Annotated in this window: 17 protein-coding genes; 8 read left to right on the top strand and 9 right to left on the bottom strand. The window is 66.6% G+C overall.

Features of this window, described 5'->3' with window-relative positions; translation table 11 throughout:
- The first annotated feature begins 105 nt into the window (after positions 1-105).
- Complete coding sequence (locus tag F3I62_RS18445) at positions 106-1,041, top strand: lipid A biosynthesis lauroyl acyltransferase (RefSeq protein ID WP_160491108.1); 936 nt, start codon at positions 106-108, stop codon at positions 1,039-1,041.
- Positions 1,042-1,078: 37 nt separating this feature from the next.
- Positions 1,079-2,299 carry a patatin-like phospholipase family protein gene (locus F3I62_RS18440; RefSeq protein ID WP_160491107.1) on the top strand — a complete coding sequence of 407 codons (1,221 nt, stop codon included), beginning with the start codon at positions 1,079-1,081 and terminating at the stop codon, positions 2,297-2,299.
- A 99-nt stretch (positions 2,300-2,398) separates the two neighbouring features.
- Here the strand turns inward: F3I62_RS18440 and F3I62_RS18435 are convergent, their stop codons facing one another.
- The 4 genes from F3I62_RS18435 to F3I62_RS18420 form a co-directional block, all read right to left on the bottom strand.
- Positions 2,399-3,250: a pirin family protein gene (locus F3I62_RS18435; protein ID WP_160491106.1), complete on the bottom strand. Its 852-nt coding sequence runs from the start codon at positions 3,248-3,250 to the stop codon at positions 2,399-2,401.
- Between the two features lie 101 nt (positions 3,251-3,351).
- Positions 3,352-4,113 (bottom strand): VacJ family lipoprotein, encoded by a 762-nt coding sequence (locus F3I62_RS18430; protein ID WP_160491163.1) that lies wholly within the window; start codon positions 4,111-4,113, stop codon positions 3,352-3,354.
- Positions 4,114-4,291: 178 nt separating this feature from the next.
- Entirely contained in the window at positions 4,292-5,590 is a 1,299-nt protein-coding gene (locus tag F3I62_RS18425; protein ID WP_160491105.1) for a serine/threonine protein kinase, read from the bottom strand.
- 80 nt (positions 5,591-5,670) lie between these two features.
- Positions 5,671-6,240, bottom strand: coding sequence for a hypothetical protein (locus F3I62_RS18420; RefSeq protein ID WP_160491104.1), 570 nt, complete (start codon positions 6,238-6,240; stop codon positions 5,671-5,673).
- 85 nt (positions 6,241-6,325) lie between these two features.
- Here F3I62_RS18420 and F3I62_RS18415 point away from each other — a divergent pair, with 85 nt between their 5' ends.
- On the top strand, positions 6,326-6,697 hold the full coding sequence (locus tag F3I62_RS18415; protein ID WP_160491103.1) for a hypothetical protein: 372 nt from the start codon (positions 6,326-6,328) through the stop codon (positions 6,695-6,697).
- Positions 6,698-6,756: 59 nt separating this feature from the next.
- On the opposite strand, the gene F3I62_RS18410 is transcribed toward F3I62_RS18415, so the two are convergent.
- Entirely contained in the window at positions 6,757-8,310 is a 1,554-nt protein-coding gene (locus F3I62_RS18410) for a beta (1-6) glucans synthase (protein WP_160491102.1), read from the bottom strand.
- A 70-nt stretch (positions 8,311-8,380) separates the two neighbouring features.
- Positions 8,381-8,605, bottom strand: a complete 225-nt coding sequence (locus tag F3I62_RS18405; protein ID WP_160491101.1) for a DUF2061 domain-containing protein — start codon at positions 8,603-8,605, stop codon at positions 8,381-8,383.
- A 372-nt stretch (positions 8,606-8,977) separates the two neighbouring features.
- On the opposite strand from F3I62_RS18405, the gene F3I62_RS18400 reads away from it, so the two are divergent.
- The 3 genes from F3I62_RS18400 (at position 8,978) to F3I62_RS18390 (ending at position 11,539) form a co-directional block, all read left to right on the top strand.
- Complete coding sequence (locus F3I62_RS18400) at positions 8,978-9,289, top strand: DUF485 domain-containing protein (RefSeq protein WP_160078813.1); 312 nt, start codon at positions 8,978-8,980, stop codon at positions 9,287-9,289.
- Complete coding sequence (locus F3I62_RS18395; protein WP_160491100.1) at positions 9,286-10,944, top strand: cation acetate symporter; 1,659 nt, start codon at positions 9,286-9,288, stop codon at positions 10,942-10,944. The genes F3I62_RS18400 and F3I62_RS18395 overlap by 4 nt, the downstream gene beginning before the upstream one ends.
- Positions 10,945-11,185: 241 nt before the next feature.
- A complete protein-coding gene (locus tag F3I62_RS18390; RefSeq protein WP_160491099.1) occupies positions 11,186-11,539 on the top strand; it encodes a VOC family protein in 354 nt (117 codons plus the stop codon).
- 172 nt (positions 11,540-11,711) lie between these two features.
- Here F3I62_RS18390 and F3I62_RS18385 read toward each other — a convergent pair whose 3' ends face one another.
- Genes F3I62_RS18385 through F3I62_RS18375 form a run of 3 tightly spaced genes read right to left on the bottom strand, consistent with a single transcriptional unit; the run spans position 11,712 to position 14,024 of the window.
- A complete protein-coding gene (locus F3I62_RS18385; protein ID WP_160491098.1) occupies positions 11,712-12,272 on the bottom strand; it encodes a peptidylprolyl isomerase in 561 nt (186 codons plus the stop codon).
- Between the two features lie 20 nt (positions 12,273-12,292).
- On the bottom strand, positions 12,293-13,084 hold the full coding sequence (locus tag F3I62_RS18380; protein WP_160491097.1) for an alpha/beta fold hydrolase: 792 nt from the start codon (positions 13,082-13,084) through the stop codon (positions 12,293-12,295).
- Between the two features lie 13 nt (positions 13,085-13,097).
- Positions 13,098-14,024, bottom strand: a complete 927-nt coding sequence (locus F3I62_RS18375) for a LysR family transcriptional regulator (RefSeq protein WP_160491096.1) — start codon at positions 14,022-14,024, stop codon at positions 13,098-13,100.
- A gap of 49 nt (positions 14,025-14,073) precedes the next feature.
- Between F3I62_RS18375 and F3I62_RS18370 the strand changes: the two genes are divergently transcribed.
- Both F3I62_RS18370 and F3I62_RS18365 read left to right on the top strand, forming a co-directional pair.
- The gene (locus F3I62_RS18370) at positions 14,074-14,388 is read left to right on the top strand and encodes a 3-phosphoglycerate kinase (protein WP_160491095.1); all 315 of its coding nucleotides are present in this window, start codon (positions 14,074-14,076) and stop codon (positions 14,386-14,388) included.
- Positions 14,389-14,543: 155 nt separating this feature from the next.
- Positions 14,544-15,143, top strand: coding sequence for an FMN-dependent NADH-azoreductase (locus F3I62_RS18365; RefSeq protein ID WP_160491094.1), 600 nt, complete (start codon positions 14,544-14,546; stop codon positions 15,141-15,143).
- The last annotated feature ends 213 nt before the right edge of the window (positions 15,144-15,356 follow it).

The raw sequence follows: 15,356 nt of genomic DNA, 5'->3' as shown, positions 1-15,356 counted from the left end.
GTCGTGCCTTGTGATGGCGACGACTTATAACGATAAGACCGTGAGGCCGCAAGCCGCGGCGAGTCCTGTAGAATGCCCGGCCTTGTCGTCTGTCCGGAATGTTTCATGGATCGCCCGCAATTTAGAGTCTATTTCCTGCATCCGCGTTTCTGGCCGTTGTGGCTGGGAATGGGCCTGCTCTGGCTGCTGGTGCAGTTGCCGTATCGCTGGCTGCTGGTGCTGGGGCGTGGGCTCGGCTGGCTGATGTATCACCTGGCTGGCGCGCGGCGGCACATCATCGAGCGCAATCTCGAGCTGTGTTTCCCCCAGTTGTCGACCGCCGAGCGGCAGTTGCTGCTGCGTGAAAACTTTGCCTCCACCGGCATGGCCTTCTTCGAAGCGGCCATGGGCTGGTTTTGGTCGCGGCGGCGCCTGGCCGGCCTGGCTCACATCAAGGGCCTGGAGCTGCTCAAGCAGGCCCAGGCGGACGGCCAGGGGGTGATTCTCATGGCGATGCACTTCACCACCCTGGAAATCGGCGCCGCGCTGCTGGGGCAGGTACACACCATCGATGGCATGTACCGTGAACACAAGAATCCGGCCTTCGACTATATCCAGCGCCGCGGCCGCGAGCGGCACAATCTCGACGCCACGGCCATCGAGCGTGATGACGTGCGGTCGATGCTCAAGGTGCTGCGCAGCGGCCGGGCAATCTGGTATGCGCCGGATCAGGACTACGGCGCCCAGCGCAGTGTCTTCGTGCCGCTGTTCGGTATCCAGGCGGCTACCGTGACGGCCACCAGCAAGTTTGCCCGGCTGGGCAAGGCCATCGTCGTGCCCTTTACCCAGTGCCGCCTGGCCGATGGTCGGGGTTATCAGCTGACCATCCACCCGCCGCTGGCCGATTTCCCCGGTGAGAGCGAGGAAGCCGACTGCCTGCGCATCAACCAGTGGGTCGAAACGGCCATTCGTCAGCACCCGGAGCAGTACCTGTGGGCCCATCGGCGCTTCAAGACCCGCCCGCCGGGCGAGCCGAAGCTGTATAAGAAGCGCCGCCGATAGCCCCCTATACTGGCGGAAAAACCTGCGGGAATCGTTCATGAACCAAGCCGTGCATTCCGAAACCCCGCTGACCGGGCTGATTCTCTCCGGCGGCGGGGCTCGGGCGGCTTACCAGGTCGGCGTACTCGGGGCGATCGCCGACCTGTTGCCGAATGCCGCGCACAACCCGTTCCCGGTGATAGTCGGCACCTCGGCCGGGGCCATCAATGCCGTGGGCCTGGCCTGCGGCGCCTTGCATTTCAGCGAGGCGATCCGCCGCCTGACCCAGGTCTGGCAGAACTTCCATTGCGATCAGGTCTACCGTACCGACTGGCCCGGCGTGCTGCGCCAGGCCGGGCGCTTTATCGGTCACAGCCTGCTGGGCATGGGCGGGGATATTCCGGTGGCGCTGCTCGACAGCTCGCCGCTGCGCGCCATGCTCGAACGCGAACTGGATTTCTCCGGGATCGCCGCGGCGGTGCGCATGCGCCAGCTGCGCGCGGTGGCGGTGACCGCCTTCGGCTACGAGAGCGGCCAGGCGGTGACCTTCTACCAGGGCCGCGCGACCATCGACCCCTGGTTCCGTCACCGCCGCGTCGGGGTGCCGACCCGCCTGAGCCTCGATCACCTGCTGGCCAGCGCCTCGATTCCGCTGATCTTTCCGCCGGTGAAGGTCAACCGCGAGTACTTCGGCGATGGCGCGTTGCGCCAGTCGGCGCCGATCAGCCCGGCCCTGCACCTGGGCGCCAATCGCGTGCTGGTGGTCGGGGTCAGCGGCAATCCGCTGGGGCGTGGGGCCAACCAGATGGTGCCGCGCCCGCAGAGCGGCAGGCCGCCGAGCCTGGCGCAGATCAGCGGGCACATGCTCAACAGCACCTTCATCGACAGCCTGGAAGGCGATATCGAGTTGCTCGAGCGGCTCAACCACATGGGCCGCCTGGTGCCGTCCGGCCTGCATCCGCGTGGCCTGGGCCTGAAACCGGTGGAGGTGCTGGTGATCGCCCCCAGCCAGCCGCTGGACCAGATCGCCGCCCGCCATCGCCACGAGCTGGCCCGGTCCATGCGCTTCTTCCTGCGCGGCCCCGGGGCGACCCGCGCCAGCGGGGCCGGGGTACTCAGCTACCTGCTGTTCGAGCCCGGCTACTGCAACGAGCTGATCGAACTGGGCTATCAGGACGCCATGGCGCAGAAACAGGAGTTGTGCCGCTTCCTCGGCCTGGCCGTGGCCGTGCCGGCGTCAACCGCCAGCGATGTCATCGGTGTGACCTCGACGCGCTGACTGCCAGCCGATCCTGCGGTGCATGGGGTGGCTTGAGCGCTGCGGGAGTCGATCCCGCAGTTGTCGGCTCCGGTGCACCGCCCCTCAACCCACCGGCTCTCAGGCTTCGGTCAGCTTGTCGTCGCGGAAGTCGCGCAGGGCTTGCTCGATCTCCTCGCGGCTGTTCATCACGAAGGGGCCGTACTGCACGATAGGCTCGCCCAGCGGCGTGCCGGCGATCAGCAGCACCCGCGCGCCGGACTCGCTGGCCAGCTCGATGGCGCCCTGCTCGGACAGGCGCGCCAGGCGGCTCTTGCCGATGGCATGGCCGTTCACCCCCAGCTCGCCCTCGTACACATACAGCAGCACCCGCTGGCCATCGGCCAGGCGCGGGGCGATACGGCTGCCGGCCGGCAAGTGCAGGTCGAACAGCTGCGGCCGGGTCTGCGGGCGCTGCACGGCGCCGGCCTGCTGCACCTGGCCGTCGTCGAACTGTCCGGCGATCACGCTGACCGCCACGCCATCCTGGGTGACCAGCCGCGGGATTTCCTCGGGGCCGTAGTCGCGGTAGCCGGCGGCGCCCAGCTTGTCCTTGGCCGGCAGGTTGAGCCACAGCTGGAAGCCGCGCATCACGCCCTCCTGCTGCTGCGGCATCTCGCTGTGGATGATGCCGCGGGCGGCGGTCATCCACTGCACGCCGCCGCTCTGCAGCAGGCCGACGTTGCCCAGGTGGTCCTCGTGGCGCATGCGTCCTTCGAGCATGTAGGTGATGGTCTCGAAGCCGCGGTGCGGGTGCGGCGGGAAGCCGGCGATGTAGTCGTCGGGGTTGTCCGAGCCGAACTCGTCGAGCATCAGGAACGGGTCGAAACGCTCGATGCCGGCGCCGCCGAACACGCGGGTCAGGCGCACGCCGGCGCCGTCCGAGGCAGGCTGGCCGATATGCTGGGAGACGACTTGGCGGAACTGGGTCATGGGGCACCTCCGAAGTGGGAATGTGCCTATGTTATGCCTGTCGATTGAATTGATGGTTGCGAAATGCGCGTCGATTCAATCGAAGATATCGATGTTTTTCGCTACTCGGCGATCTGCAGCTTGCGCGCCTCGCGGTAGACGTAGCGGATCTTCTCGTACTCGAACGGGGTGTTGAGCTGGCCATAGCGCAGGTTGGTGCTGTGGCGCAGGTCGACCACGCGCAGGCCGGTGATTTCCGGGTGGTCGCTGCTGGTTTCGCTCATGTTCAGGTAGTTGATCTGGCTTTCCGCGGCGAAGTCGAAGACCTTGCCGCCGGTGTCGCGCAGGTTGGACGGGCCGAGCAGCGGCAGCATGACGTAAGGCCCATCGGGCACGCCGTAGAAGCCCAGGGTCTGGCCGAAGTCCTCGCTCTGCCTGGGCAGCCCGAGCCGGCTGGCTGGGTCCCACAGCCCGGCCACGCCGACCGTGGTGTTGAGCAGCAGGCGCCCGGTGGTCTGCAGCGAGCGTTTGCCCTTGAACTGCAGCAGGCTGTTGAGCAGGTTGGGCACATCGCCCAGGTTGCTGAAGAAGTTGCTCACGCCGCTGCGCACCAGGCGTGGGGTGACGTAGCGGTAGCCGTTGACCACCGGCAGGAACACCCATTCGTCGAAGCGGTAGTTGAAGTGGTAGACCCGCCGGTTCCACGACTCCCAGGGGTCGTACACGTTCAGCGCGCTGAGGCTCGAGCGCTCGAACTCGCGCTGGTCGAGGCTGGGGTTGAACTGCAGCTGCTCCAGGGGGTTGGTGAAGCCGTCGGCATCCGTGGCGGCCTGGGCGGCGCCGGCCGGCAGCGCCAGGCTGAGCAGCAGTGCTGCATGCGAAATCCCTCGCTTAGCAGGCCGTTGAAAAACTACCTGCGTTGCCGATGCGTCGTTAAAAACAGGCTCAGAATGCTCATTTACAACTCGTAAACTGCGCTTCTTCGCCGTTTTGACCAGCCGTAGGCTGTTACTAACGTTGCGCCTAGCTTCGGCTGCCTCGCCAACATTTTTCAACGGCCTGTTAGCCACGGAAGAACTCCAGCATGGCGTCACTGTTGACGCGGTAGTTGAGGTTGCCGCAGTGCCCGCCGAGCGGGTACAGGGTCAGGCGCTCGCCGAAGGTGCGGCGCAGGAAACCGAGGTCGCCGGGGCCGAGGATCAGGTCGTCGGCGTTGTGCATCACGGCCACCTTGGCGCTGCTCTTCAGGTAGCCCTCGAGGGCGTACAGGCTGGCCTGGTCGACCATTTGCAGCAGGCTGCCGCCGTCGTACTTGGCGCGCCAGTAGGGCAGCAGCTGTTCGCTCAGGTAGCAGTCGAAGTCGCACTGCAGGGCGCGCTCGAAGAAGGGCGTCAGGCTGGTGCCCTCGCGGATCGGGTACTGCGTCGGGGTGATCAGGCCGCGGCGGTTGATCAGGTCCGAAGTGAAGGCGATGTCCGCCGAGGAGAAGCGGAAGACACTGCCGATCAGCATGGCCAGCTGTTCGTTGCTCAGCTGCTCGTCCGTCTGCAGGAAGTCGTACAGCATGGCCTCATTCAGATCGATATGCCCCTTTGCCTCGAAGTAGTGCGCCAGTTTCTCCAGCATCTGCTCGAAGTAGGTGGGGCCGCTGTCGATCCCCGCGACCCGCGTCTGCACCAGGCGGTCGAGGTTGCTCACCGAGGTGTACAGGTTGACCGGCGGGTTGACCAGCAGCACGCGCTTGAAGTTGAAGCTGCGCATGCGCTCGTCCAGTTCGCTGACGAAGGCCGCGTGCAACCCGCCGAGGCTATAGCCGACCAGGTGGAACTCGCTGACCTCCAGCCTGGGGTGCTGGGCGCGCACGGCCATCATCACCCGGTACAGGTCCTCGGCGTCGGCGCTGGAGATGCCGGGAGTGGCGCTGCGCGAGGCGGCGCTCATGAAGTCGTAGCTGGTCGGCGAGGACAGCTGCACCACGTGGTAGCCGGCGCCGTAGAACAGGCGCTTGAGGTCCTCGGTCTTGCTGCTGGCGTAGTGCGCGCCGGTACCGGAAATGATGAAGATCAGCGGCGCGCGGCCGTCCTGCCGGGCCAGGCGGTAACGAAGCTTGGTCACCGGCCAGAAGTTTTTCGGCAGCTGGAACTCGCGTTCCGGGCGCAGCTTGAGGTCGTAGTCGGCCTGGTCGATGTCGTCGTCGGCCGGCAGCTGCGGGCGCAGGGCCGGCGGCGTGCTGGCGATGGTCGCCTCGAACGGGTTGCTCAACGGGTAGCCATAGCTGGCGGCGTCGATGTCGGCGGCCTGCACGGGCAGGATGGCCAGCAGGCTGCCGAGCAGGGCGGCAAGGGCGGGCAAGCGGGACATGGCCGAATCCTTTTGCATGAGGCGTAGGGCAGTGAATAGCAGGGCTAGGACAAGCGCAAGGGCGAAGAGTGCCGTGGCGCTCAGTCGACGCGGCTGAGCTGCTCCACCCAGATCAGCTCGCAGGCACCGTCGCCGGTGTCCTCGCGGGTGCGCGAGCTGAGCCAGCGGAAGCCGTCATCGCCCTTTACCTCGACCAGCTGCCCGCGCAGGGCGATGCGCTGGCCCGGCCGCACCGCGGCCAGGGCGTCGGCCACCGCGGCGTTGGCCGGGATCAGGTGCATGTTGGCGCTGTGGATCTCGATCTCGCGGCGCGGGATGGGGAACTCCTCGACCCGCCAGCGATACCAGCGGTTGCCCTGGCTGATGGCGATTTGCGCCAGCACCTGCGGGTCGGCCATCGGTCCCCAGCCCAAGGCCAGGTCGGTGGGCGAGACCTGGGCGCCGCGGTCGAAGCGGTAGTCTTCGCGGCCAAGCACGCGGGCCTCAAGCTGGAACGGCTCGAGCGGGGTGATGGTGTGCCCGGCCAGGCGGTAGCCGGCCGCGCCCGGCTGACCGTGATCCGGCAGGGACGCAGGCGGTTGCAGCATGGCCCAGCCGAGCCAGAGCACGGACAGGGCGGCGAGGGCGTAGAGCAGGCGACGGGCATTCATGGCGTGCATTCTAGAATGCCGTTGTTGCACTAATCAGCAGGCCGATTAAGCTGGGCGCCGCTTTTTCGACCACCGGAGTTCGCCCATGTCCCGTCATCTGCCCTTGCTCGTGTTGTTGCTGCTTCTGCCACTGTGGCTGGCGGCCAGCTACGGCGTGCGTTTCGCCCTGATGGAGGACAGCCAGTGGGTGGGCCTGTGCGTGGACGAGGCGGCGCGCTGGGAGTGCCAGGCGCGCGCCGGGCTGGGCTGGCTGATCCATTTCCGGGTGATCGCCAGCACCGCCCTGGGTCTGGCGCTGCTGGCCTTCTGCATGCCGGGGCGCCTGGGCTGGGGCCTGGCCTTGCTGGCGCTGCTGGTCGGCCTGCCGGCGCTGGTGCTGTACAGCGCCAGCCTGGCGGTGTTCGCCGTGGTCCTGGCGGGGCTGCGCCTGGTGCGCCAGGTGCCCGTCAGCGCCTGAGGCCTTGCCGGAATGCAAAAAGGGACGCCTGGGCGTCCCTTTTTGCTGTTGCTGGCGTCTCAGCCGCGCTTGAACCGCAGGCTGCGCCACAGCGCCGCCACCAGCAGCGCCGAGGTGAGCGCCCAGCCGATGGCCTGCAGGTTGTGCGGGCCTTCCTGGTACAGCTGCGGGGCGATGCCGGCGGCGATCAGCACCGCCAGCAGGGCGATTTCCCGGTGCGGGCCGCCGACCGGGCGGCACAGGTAGACCAGGGCCGGCAGCAGCAGGGCCATGCTCGGGAAGCTGCGGTAGCGCGCGTCGAACACCAGGCCGAGCATCAGGATCGCGCCGGCGAAGCCGCTGGCGGCCAGCCACCAGCCGCCGCGACTGTCCAGCCAGGCGAACAGCCCTGCGCGCCAGCCGTTGCGGGCGGACAGGGCCAGGCTGACATGCGCCAGGACGATCAGGTTGAGCACCAGCAGCGCGCCGGCCCACAGCCACTCGCCGCCGTTGCGGCTGGTGATGCTGGCCAGTTCGCCCCAGCCGGCGATGCAGGCGGCGCCGAGGGCGGCGCTCAGCGGCAGCAGCAGGGCGGCGCGACGCGACGCCGGGGCGCCGGCCAGCAGCAGGCTCAGGCCGAACAGGACGCCGCTCAGACCCAGCCACAGCGGCCAGTGCGGCAGGTTGGACACCGGCCCGGCGAGGATGCCCTTGTCGCCGCGGTCGGCATCGAACAGACCCCAGTAGCCGCCGACGGCGCCTTCGCTGTCGCGCTTCCATGGCTGGTCGAAGGCCTCGATCAGGTTGTAGCGCCAGCCATTGTCCTCGGCCAGCTTGACGAAGCCGCGGATGAACAGCGCCTCGTTGACCCGGCTGGGCAGGGCGGTCTCGCGCTGGCGGCCCTCGCTTGGCCAGCCGGTTTCGCCGATCAGGATGTCCTTGGGCGCGTAGCTGTTGCCGAAGGTCTGGCGCACCTCGGCGACCTTGTGCAGGGCGTCCTCGATGCCGCTGGGTTCGTCTTCCCAGTAGGGCAGCAGGTGGATGGTGATGAAGTCCACCGCCGGCGCCACCTCGGGGTGCTGCAGCCAGAACTCCCAGACGTCGGCATAGGTGACTGGCTGCTTGACCGCGGCCTTGACCTGGCCGATCAGCTGGATCAGGCGTTCGGCGGTGGCGTCCTTGCGCAGCAGCACCTCGTTGCCGACGATCACCCCGTCGACCACGTCCGGGTAGCGGTTGGCGGTGTCGATCAGCGCCGCCACTTCGCGGTCGGTGTCCTGCGGGTTGCTGCTGACCCAGGCGCCGGCGAGCAGCTTCAGGCCATGCTTGCGCGCCAGCTCGGGAATGCCTTCCAGGCCGATCTGCGAGTAGGTGCGGATGCAGGTGAAGCGCTGGGCCAGCAGGGCCAGGTCGGCATCCACCAGCTCGGGGCGCAGCACGAAGGGTTGCTGGAAGGGCGACTGGTCCTTGCCGAACGGCGTGTAGGAGGCGCACTGCAGCTTGTGCGTCGGCGTGGCGGCATCGGCCAGCACGACCGGGCGGCCGATGCCGTACCACAGGGCGGCGAGCGCCAGCACGGCGAGCAGGCTGGTGAACAGGTAGGGCAGAACGGGGAAACGGACGGGCTGGCTCATGGCTCTGGATGCGTGGCGACAAAGCCGCGCATCTTAGCGGATCACGGCGCCTTGCGGGCAGTCCGGACGCTTATGCCTGGTGATGCAGCCAGGCATGCTGGGGAATGGCCTGCTGCCGTGCGCCGCGCTTCCCGAAACGCTGCCAGAGCTTCTCGTGGCAGTAGAACCCCACCGAGTTGCACAACGGCTCGATCGCCGCCACCAGGCCGCTGGCCGCCACGCTGCCGGTCAGTGCATAGGTCACGCCGAAGGCGATGCAGAAGTGCATGGCGGTGAAGGTGAGGGTCTTGAGCATGGCGCACCTCGAAGGAGTCGTTGTGTCTTGTGCTGCAGCCTAGGTCGCGGGGCGATGCCCGTGAAATAAGGCCTGTGCATCGACTCGATAGCGAGAAGGCTGTTCTGGCGGGGCGCGCCGGCTGGCACAGGGGCGGCATTGACCGGTCGTCTGTCCGCCTCGGGGGCTGCTGTTCTCGCGTTAGCCTGAATGCAGTAGGTCGGGCAACCGGCACGCGCGGCGCCGCCTCCGACCTGGTGCGCCGTCGCGGCTGGCGGGCCCTAAGACTTTGGTCGAGAAAGCCCGGCTGCTACGACTAAGGTCGTCTGTCAGCCGTTGGCCGGCCAACTAGAGTGAACTCACCAGCAACCCATGCTGCGGAGGACAACAACAATGAACGACAGCATCTACAAGCGGATTGAACAGAATCCGCAATTCCAGGAACTGGTCGCCAAGCGCGAACGCTTTGCCTGGATCCTATCCGCCATCATGCTCGGCATGTACGTGGCCTTCATCCTACTGATCGCCTTCGAGCCGCAACTGCTCGGAACCCGTATCAATGCCGACTCGCCGGTTACCTGGGGGATTCCCCTGGGTGTCGGTCTGATCGTTTCCGCCTTCGTGCTGACCGGTATCTACGTCAAGCGCGCCAACGGCGAATTCGACCGTCTGAACAAGGCCATTCTCGACGAGGTGCAGAAATGATCGCGCGACTCCTCACTGCCATAGGTCTGCTGGCCCTGGCTCCGGCCCTCTGGGCTGCCGGTGCGATTGAGGGCGACGTACAGCGTCAGCCGCTCAACACCTCGGCCATCGTCATGTTCCTCGCCTTCGTCGGCGCCACCCTGTATATCACCTACTGGGCGTCCAAGCGCAACACCTCGACGTCCGATTTCTACACCGCCGGCGGCAGCATCACCGGCTTCCAGAACGGCCTGGCGATCGCCGGCGACTACATGTCGGCGGCCTCGTTCCTGGGTATTTCCGCGCTGGTGTTCACCAGCGGCTATGACGGCCTGATCTACTCGATCGGCTTCCTGGTCGGCTGGCCGGTGATCCTGTTCCTGATCGCCGAACGCCTGCGCAACCTCGGCAAGTACACCTTCGCCGACGTGGCCTCCTACCGCCTCGGTCAGACCCAGATCCGCACCCTGTCCGCCAGCGGCTCGCTGGTGGTGGTGGCGTTCTACCTGATCGCGCAGATGGTCGGTGCCGGCAAGCTGATCGAGCTGCTGTTCGGTCTCGACTACCACGTGGCGGTCGTCCTGGTCGGTATCCTGATGGTGCTCTACGTGCTGTTCGGCGGCATGCTGGCGACTACCTGGGTGCAGATCATCAAGGCCGTGCTGCTGCTCTCCGGTGCCTCCTTCATGGCGCTGATGGTGATGAAGCACGTCGACTTCGACTTCGCCCGCCTGTTCAGCGAAGCCATTGCCGTGCACCCGAAAGGCGAGGCCATCATGAGCCCCGGCGGTCTGGTGAAGGATCCGGTGTCGGCCATCTCCCTGGGCCTGGCGCTGATGTTCGGTACCGCCGGCCTGCCGCACATCCTGATGCGCTTCTTCACCGTGTCGGATGCCAAGGAAGCGCGTAAATCGGTGTTCTACGCCACCGGCTTCATCGGCTACTTCTACATCCTGACCTTCATCATCGGTTTCGGCGCGATCCTCCTGGTCAGCACCAACCCGGCCTTCAAGGACGCCACCGGTGCCCTGCTCGGCGGCAACAACATGGCGGCCATCCACCTGGCCAACGCCGTGGGCGGCAGCTGGTTCCTCGGCTTCATCTCGGCCGTGGCCTTCGCCACCATCCTCGCGGTGGTCTCCGGGCTGACCCTGGCCGGCGCTTCGGCGGTGTCCCACGACCTGTATGCCAGCGTGTTCCGCAAGGGCCGCGTCAACGAGAAGGATGAGCTGCGCGTATCGAAGATCACCACCGTGTGCCTCGGCGTACTGGCGATCGTGCTGGGCATCCTGTTCGAGAAGCAGAACATCGCCTTCATGGTCGGTCTGGCCTTCTCCATCGCGGCCAGCTGCAACTTCCCGGTACTGATCCTCTCCATGTACTGGAAGAAGCTGACCACCCGTGGCGCCATGATCGGCGGCTGGCTCGGCCTGATCACCGCCGTGGCGCTGATGATCCTCGGCCCAACCGTGTGGGTGCAGATCCTCGGCCATGCCGAAGCCATCTACCCCTACGAGTACCCGGCGCTGTTCTCCATGGCGATTGCCTTTGCCGGCATCTGGTTCTTCTCGATCACCGACAAGTCCGCGGCAGCCAGCGAAGAACGTGCACGCTTCTACTCGCAGTTCGTCCGCTCGCAGACCGGCCTCGGCGCCAGCGGTGCGGTGTCCCACTAACCCGCCAGTTTCTCCGTGTGATTGGGCAGCCCTCGGGCTGCCCTTTTTTGTGGGCGCTATTGGCTAGGCTGGAGTCGTGTATCCAGCGAAGGCTGGCGATGACTCAGTCGCTTCCCGGATTGCCGGCCACGGGAAAAGCGGGTTGCCTGGTGTTGATCGGCATCCGTAAGCGCTTGTGCAGATCCACGGCCGAACAGCTGCTCGCCAACCGCAGCGGTTGGACTTCTTGAGGAGAATGACCATGCCCGCAGACCGCAAGATCGACTACATCGAATTGCCCGCCCGTGACCTGGAGCGGGTCAAGAGCTTTTACCACGAGGTGTTCGGCTGGCAGTTCGTCGACTACGGCCCGGAGTACTGCGCCTTCAATGACGGGCGCCTGGATGGCGGCTTCTACCAGGCCGACCGGCAGGCGTCGACCGCCAACGGCTCGGTGCTGGTGGTGCTGTATGCCGACGATCTGGAGGCGGCGCTGGCGCGGGTGCGTGCCCACGGCGGGGCGATAGTGCGGGATATTTTCAGCTTCCCCGGGGGCCGCCGTTTCCAGTTCGCCGACCCCAACGGCAACGAGCTGGCGGTGTGGTCGGCGCACTGAGCAGGGCAGGCACTTCCATGGCGGGGCTCCTGGGGGCAGCTCACTCCCTCGCGTAGGGTGCGCCGTGCGCACCGCAAGCCAGGTGCAGGTCGCCGGTGCGCACGGCGCAGCCTACCCAGGAGCCGCCCAGTTCCGAAGCCAGTGAGCGGCCGAGACAGTTCGCAACCGGCTCTTAGAGCTTCTTCGCCGAGACGATCAGCACCGGCTGGCGCGGTACGTTCTGGTGCATGCCGCGGTTGCCGGTCGGCACCTGGGCGATCTTGTCGACCACGTCCATGCCGCGCACCACCTTGCCGAACACCGCGTAGCCGAAATCGCGGCCGCCGTGGTCGAGGAAGGCGTTGTCCTTGTGGTTGATGAAGAACTGGCTGGTGGCCGAGTCGACCACCTGGGTGCGGGCCATGGCCAGGGTGCCGCGCTCGTTGCGCAGGCCGTTGTCGGCCTCGTTCTTGATCGGCGCCTGGGTGTCCTTCTCGCTCATGTCGGCATCGAAGCCGCCGCCCTGAACCATGAAGCCGGGAATCACCCGGTGGAACTGGGTGCCGTCGTAGAAGCCGGACTCCACATAGGCGAGGAAGTTCTGGGTGCTGATCGGCGCCTTGTCGGCGGCCAGCTCGATTTCGATTTCACCCAGGCTGGTGGTCAGCAGCACGTGCGGGTTGGCGACGGGGGCGGCCAGCAGGTTGAGGCTGAGCAGCAGGCTGGAGGCGGCGAGGGCAAGTTTCTTCAGCATGGGTAGATCCTTGTTGTGGGTCAGGGGTGTTCGACGGAGTCGATGAAGTCGAGCAGGGTGGTGTTGAAACGTTCGGGCTGGTCCATCGGCGTGGCGTGGCGGGACTGCTCGATCACCACCAGGCGCGCATTGCGCATGGCCTGCACATAGCGCTGCTTGTGCGCCACCGGGGTGTAGTCGCGGTCGCCGCTGACCACCAGGGTAGGACAGGTGATCGCGTCCAGGCGTTCCCATACGCTCCAGCCGATGATCGCATCCAGGCTGGCCAGGTAGGCGCGCTTGTCGTTCTGCGGCCAGCGCTGCTCGATCTTCTGCCGCAGCTCGGCCTGTTCCGGGCGCGGGAAGAGGATGCGGCCCAGGCCCTTGCCGATGGTTTCCAGGCTGAGCAGGCGCGACAGGCTCCAGCGTTTGAGCAGCTGCCAGCGCTCGTTCAGGTTCTTGGCCTTCACTTCCGGGGTGCTGTTGACGATGGTCAGGCTCAGCAGCAGCTGCGGCTGGTCGACCGCCAGCTGGAAGGCGATCATGCCGCCCATGGAGATGCCGACCAGGTGCACCCGCTCCAGGCCCAGGTGCTCGATCAGCGCCGCCACGTCGTCGGCAAAGGCCTTGATGCTGTAGGCCTCGCGCGGTTTGCCGGAGCGGCCGTGGCCGCGCACGTCGAGGGCGATCAGCCGATGCCCGGCGCTCAGTGCCGGCAGCTGGTACTCCCAGTCGCGAATGCTCGAGCCGAGGCCATGCACCAGCAGCAGCGGGGTGCCCTGGCCATGATCCTCGAAATGCAGCTGGCAGCCGGCGTGTTCGAAATAGGACATGGGGTGTGTGCTCTCAGTGGCTCGGCAGCGGCGCGGCGAACGGCGCGTCCAGCGGGGCGGCATCGAAGGTCTTGATCAGCTCGACGAGGATCTGCGTGGCCGGGCCCAGGGGCTTGTCCTTGTTGGCATACAGCGAGAAGGAGGGGTTGCGCGTGCCGCCCTGGGCCAGCGGCAGCGGCTTGAGCAGGCCTTCGCGCAGTTCGCGCTCGATCGAGTGGCGCGGCAGCCAGGCGAAACCCAGGCCGCTGCTGACGAAGGAGGCGGCGGTGGGCAGGCTGCTCACCGTCCAGCGCTGTTCGGCGCCGAGCCAGCCGACATCGCGCGGCTGGGTGCGCCCGGAGTCGCGGATCACCACCTGCATCTGGCTTTCCAGGTCCTGGAAGGTCAGTTCGCGCTGCAGGCGGTGCAGGGCGTGATCGGGGTGGGCGACGGCGACGAATTCGATGCTGCACAGCTCGGTGCCCAGGTAGCCGGGAATGTTCAGGCCGGTGATGGCCAGGTCGGCGGTGCCTTCCAGCAGCACCTCCTCGACCCCCGACAGCACCTCCTCGCGCAGGCGCACGCGGCAGCCGCGGCTTTGCGGGATGAAGGCCGACAGCGCGCGCAGCAGGCGCACGTTGGGGTAGGCAGCATCGACCACCAGGCGCACCTCGGCTTCCCAGCCCTGCTCCATGGAATGGGCCAGGTCTTCCAGCTGGCTGGCCTGCTTGACCAGTTGCCGCGAGCGGCGCAGCAGCACTTCGCCGGCCTCGGTGAGCACCGCCTTGCGCCCGTCGATGCGCAGCAGCGGCACGCCGAGCTGCTCCTGCATGCGCGCCACGGTGTAGCTCACCGAGGATTGCGAGCGGTGCAGCCCCTCGGCGGCCTGGGCGAAGCCGCCGTGGTCGACCACCGCCTGCAGCGTGCGCCATTGATCGAGGGTGACACGGGGCGCTTTCATCGTTGCTTCCTCTTCTCTACTCTTGACGTCCCCTGAAGGAGACTGCCGCATGAACAAGCTTTGCCTGGCCCTGGTCGCGCTGTTGCCGCTCACCGCCGTCGCGTATCCGGTGGAGATGAACAAGCAGATGAATGGTGCCGAAGTGTCGGCGACCGCCGAGGACATCGACAGCGATATCGGCTCGGTGATGCTCTACAACTACGGCGAGCGCGCCGCCCAGTGCAAGGCGACGTTCCGCAATGGCCCGGATGCGCCGCGCACGCGCAAGATCGATCTGGCGCCGGGGCAGAACAGCAACCTGACGGTGAAGTTCAACCGCAACGTGATCAAGCTGCGCATCGACCTGGTGTGCCATCCCAGCTGAGCCCGTTGAGCCGAACTGTTGGCAGCCTAGTGCGGGGTTGCCTACAAATCAACTTAATCGATAGTTAGTAGCGGTTTTTTGCGCTTTTTTATCGAACTACATTCCCCTAATCTGCCCCCATCGACGCACAACAACCCCCGATGGAGGTAAGCCCAATGTCCCGTGTCCTGGTTATCGAAAGCAGCGCCCGCAAAGAAGGTTCCGTATCCCGTCAGCTGACCGCCGACTTCATCGCCCAGTGGCAGGCCGCCAACCCGCAGGACCAGATCCAGGTCCGCGACCTGGCTGTGGAGCAGGTGCCGCACCTGGATATCGACCTGCTCAGTGGCTGGATGAAGCCCGCCGAGCAGCAGAACGAGGTGGAAAAGGCCGCCGCGGCCCGCTCCAACCTGCTCACCGACGAGCTGCTGGCTGCCGATGTGCTGGTTCTGGCTGCACCGATGTACAACTTCGCCATCCCCAGCACCCTGAAGTCCTGGTTGGACCACGTGCTGCGCGCCGGCGTCACCTTCAAGTACACCGAGACCGGCCCGCAGGGCCTGCTGAGCGGCAAGCGCGCCTATGTGCTGACCGCCCGCGGCGGCGTCTACAGTGGCAGCAGCCTGGATCACCAGGAACCCTACCTGCGCCAGGCGCTGGGCTTCGTCGGTATCCACGACGTGACCTTCATCCACGCTGAAGGCCTCAACCTGGGCGCCGAGTTCCTCGAGAAGGGCCTGGCCCAGGCCCGCGAGCAGCTGGCCAAGGTCGCCTGAGGCTCCCCGTTTCCCCGGGCCGACGCTCCTCGGTCCAATTCTTGACCCGCCCGGCCGCGATGGCCCGGCGGGTCGTTTTTTATCACCCGCCATGCCTGGCGGCCACCCTTAGGGCCGTCGCTACGCGACGTCGAAAAGTGCTGCCGGCAATTGTTAGCCGCCCCCCTCCCCCCCCCCCACCCCGCCCCACCCCCCCCCCCGCCCCCGCCCCCG

The organism is Pseudomonas sp. R-28-1W-6, from assembly GCF_009799925.1.
In the GTDB taxonomy this organism is placed as follows: Bacteria; Pseudomonadota; Gammaproteobacteria; order Pseudomonadales; family Pseudomonadaceae; genus Aquipseudomonas.
Note: the sequence above shows the minus strand (reverse complement) of the source record. Positions and strands in the feature narration are given on the sequence as shown.

What these genes read in the sequence shown, in the direction of transcription:
- F3I62_RS18445 (WP_160491108.1), top strand. Translation starts at nt 106, where the DNA reads ATGGATCGCCCGCAATTTAGAGTCTATTTCCTGCATCCGCGTTTCTGG.
- F3I62_RS18440 (WP_160491107.1), top strand. Translation starts at nt 1,079, where the DNA reads ATGAACCAAGCCGTGCATTCCGAAACCCCGCTGACCGGGCTGATTCTC.
- F3I62_RS18435 (WP_160491106.1), bottom strand. Translation starts at nt 3,250, where the DNA reads ATGACCCAGTTCCGCCAAGTCGTCTCCCAGCATATCGGCCAGCCTGCC.
- F3I62_RS18425 (WP_160491105.1), bottom strand. Translation starts at nt 5,590, where the DNA reads ATGTCCCGCTTGCCCGCCCTTGCCGCCCTGCTCGGCAGCCTGCTGGCC.
- F3I62_RS18420 (WP_160491104.1), bottom strand. Translation starts at nt 6,240, where the DNA reads ATGAATGCCCGTCGCCTGCTCTACGCCCTCGCCGCCCTGTCCGTGCTC.
- F3I62_RS18415 (WP_160491103.1), top strand. Translation starts at nt 6,326, where the DNA reads ATGTCCCGTCATCTGCCCTTGCTCGTGTTGTTGCTGCTTCTGCCACTG.
- F3I62_RS18410 (WP_160491102.1), bottom strand. Translation starts at nt 8,310, where the DNA reads ATGAGCCAGCCCGTCCGTTTCCCCGTTCTGCCCTACCTGTTCACCAGC.
- F3I62_RS18405 (WP_160491101.1), bottom strand. Translation starts at nt 8,605, where the DNA reads ATGCTCAAGACCCTCACCTTCACCGCCATGCACTTCTGCATCGCCTTC.
- F3I62_RS18400 (WP_160078813.1), top strand. Translation starts at nt 8,978, where the DNA reads ATGAACGACAGCATCTACAAGCGGATTGAACAGAATCCGCAATTCCAG.
- F3I62_RS18395 (WP_160491100.1), top strand. Translation starts at nt 9,286, where the DNA reads ATGATCGCGCGACTCCTCACTGCCATAGGTCTGCTGGCCCTGGCTCCG.
- F3I62_RS18390 (WP_160491099.1), top strand. Translation starts at nt 11,186, where the DNA reads ATGCCCGCAGACCGCAAGATCGACTACATCGAATTGCCCGCCCGTGAC.
- F3I62_RS18385 (WP_160491098.1), bottom strand. Translation starts at nt 12,272, where the DNA reads ATGCTGAAGAAACTTGCCCTCGCCGCCTCCAGCCTGCTGCTCAGCCTC.
- F3I62_RS18380 (WP_160491097.1), bottom strand. Translation starts at nt 13,084, where the DNA reads ATGTCCTATTTCGAACACGCCGGCTGCCAGCTGCATTTCGAGGATCAT.
- F3I62_RS18375 (WP_160491096.1), bottom strand. Translation starts at nt 14,024, where the DNA reads ATGAAAGCGCCCCGTGTCACCCTCGATCAATGGCGCACGCTGCAGGCG.
- F3I62_RS18370 (WP_160491095.1), top strand. Translation starts at nt 14,074, where the DNA reads ATGAACAAGCTTTGCCTGGCCCTGGTCGCGCTGTTGCCGCTCACCGCC.
- F3I62_RS18365 (WP_160491094.1), top strand. Translation starts at nt 14,544, where the DNA reads ATGTCCCGTGTCCTGGTTATCGAAAGCAGCGCCCGCAAAGAAGGTTCC.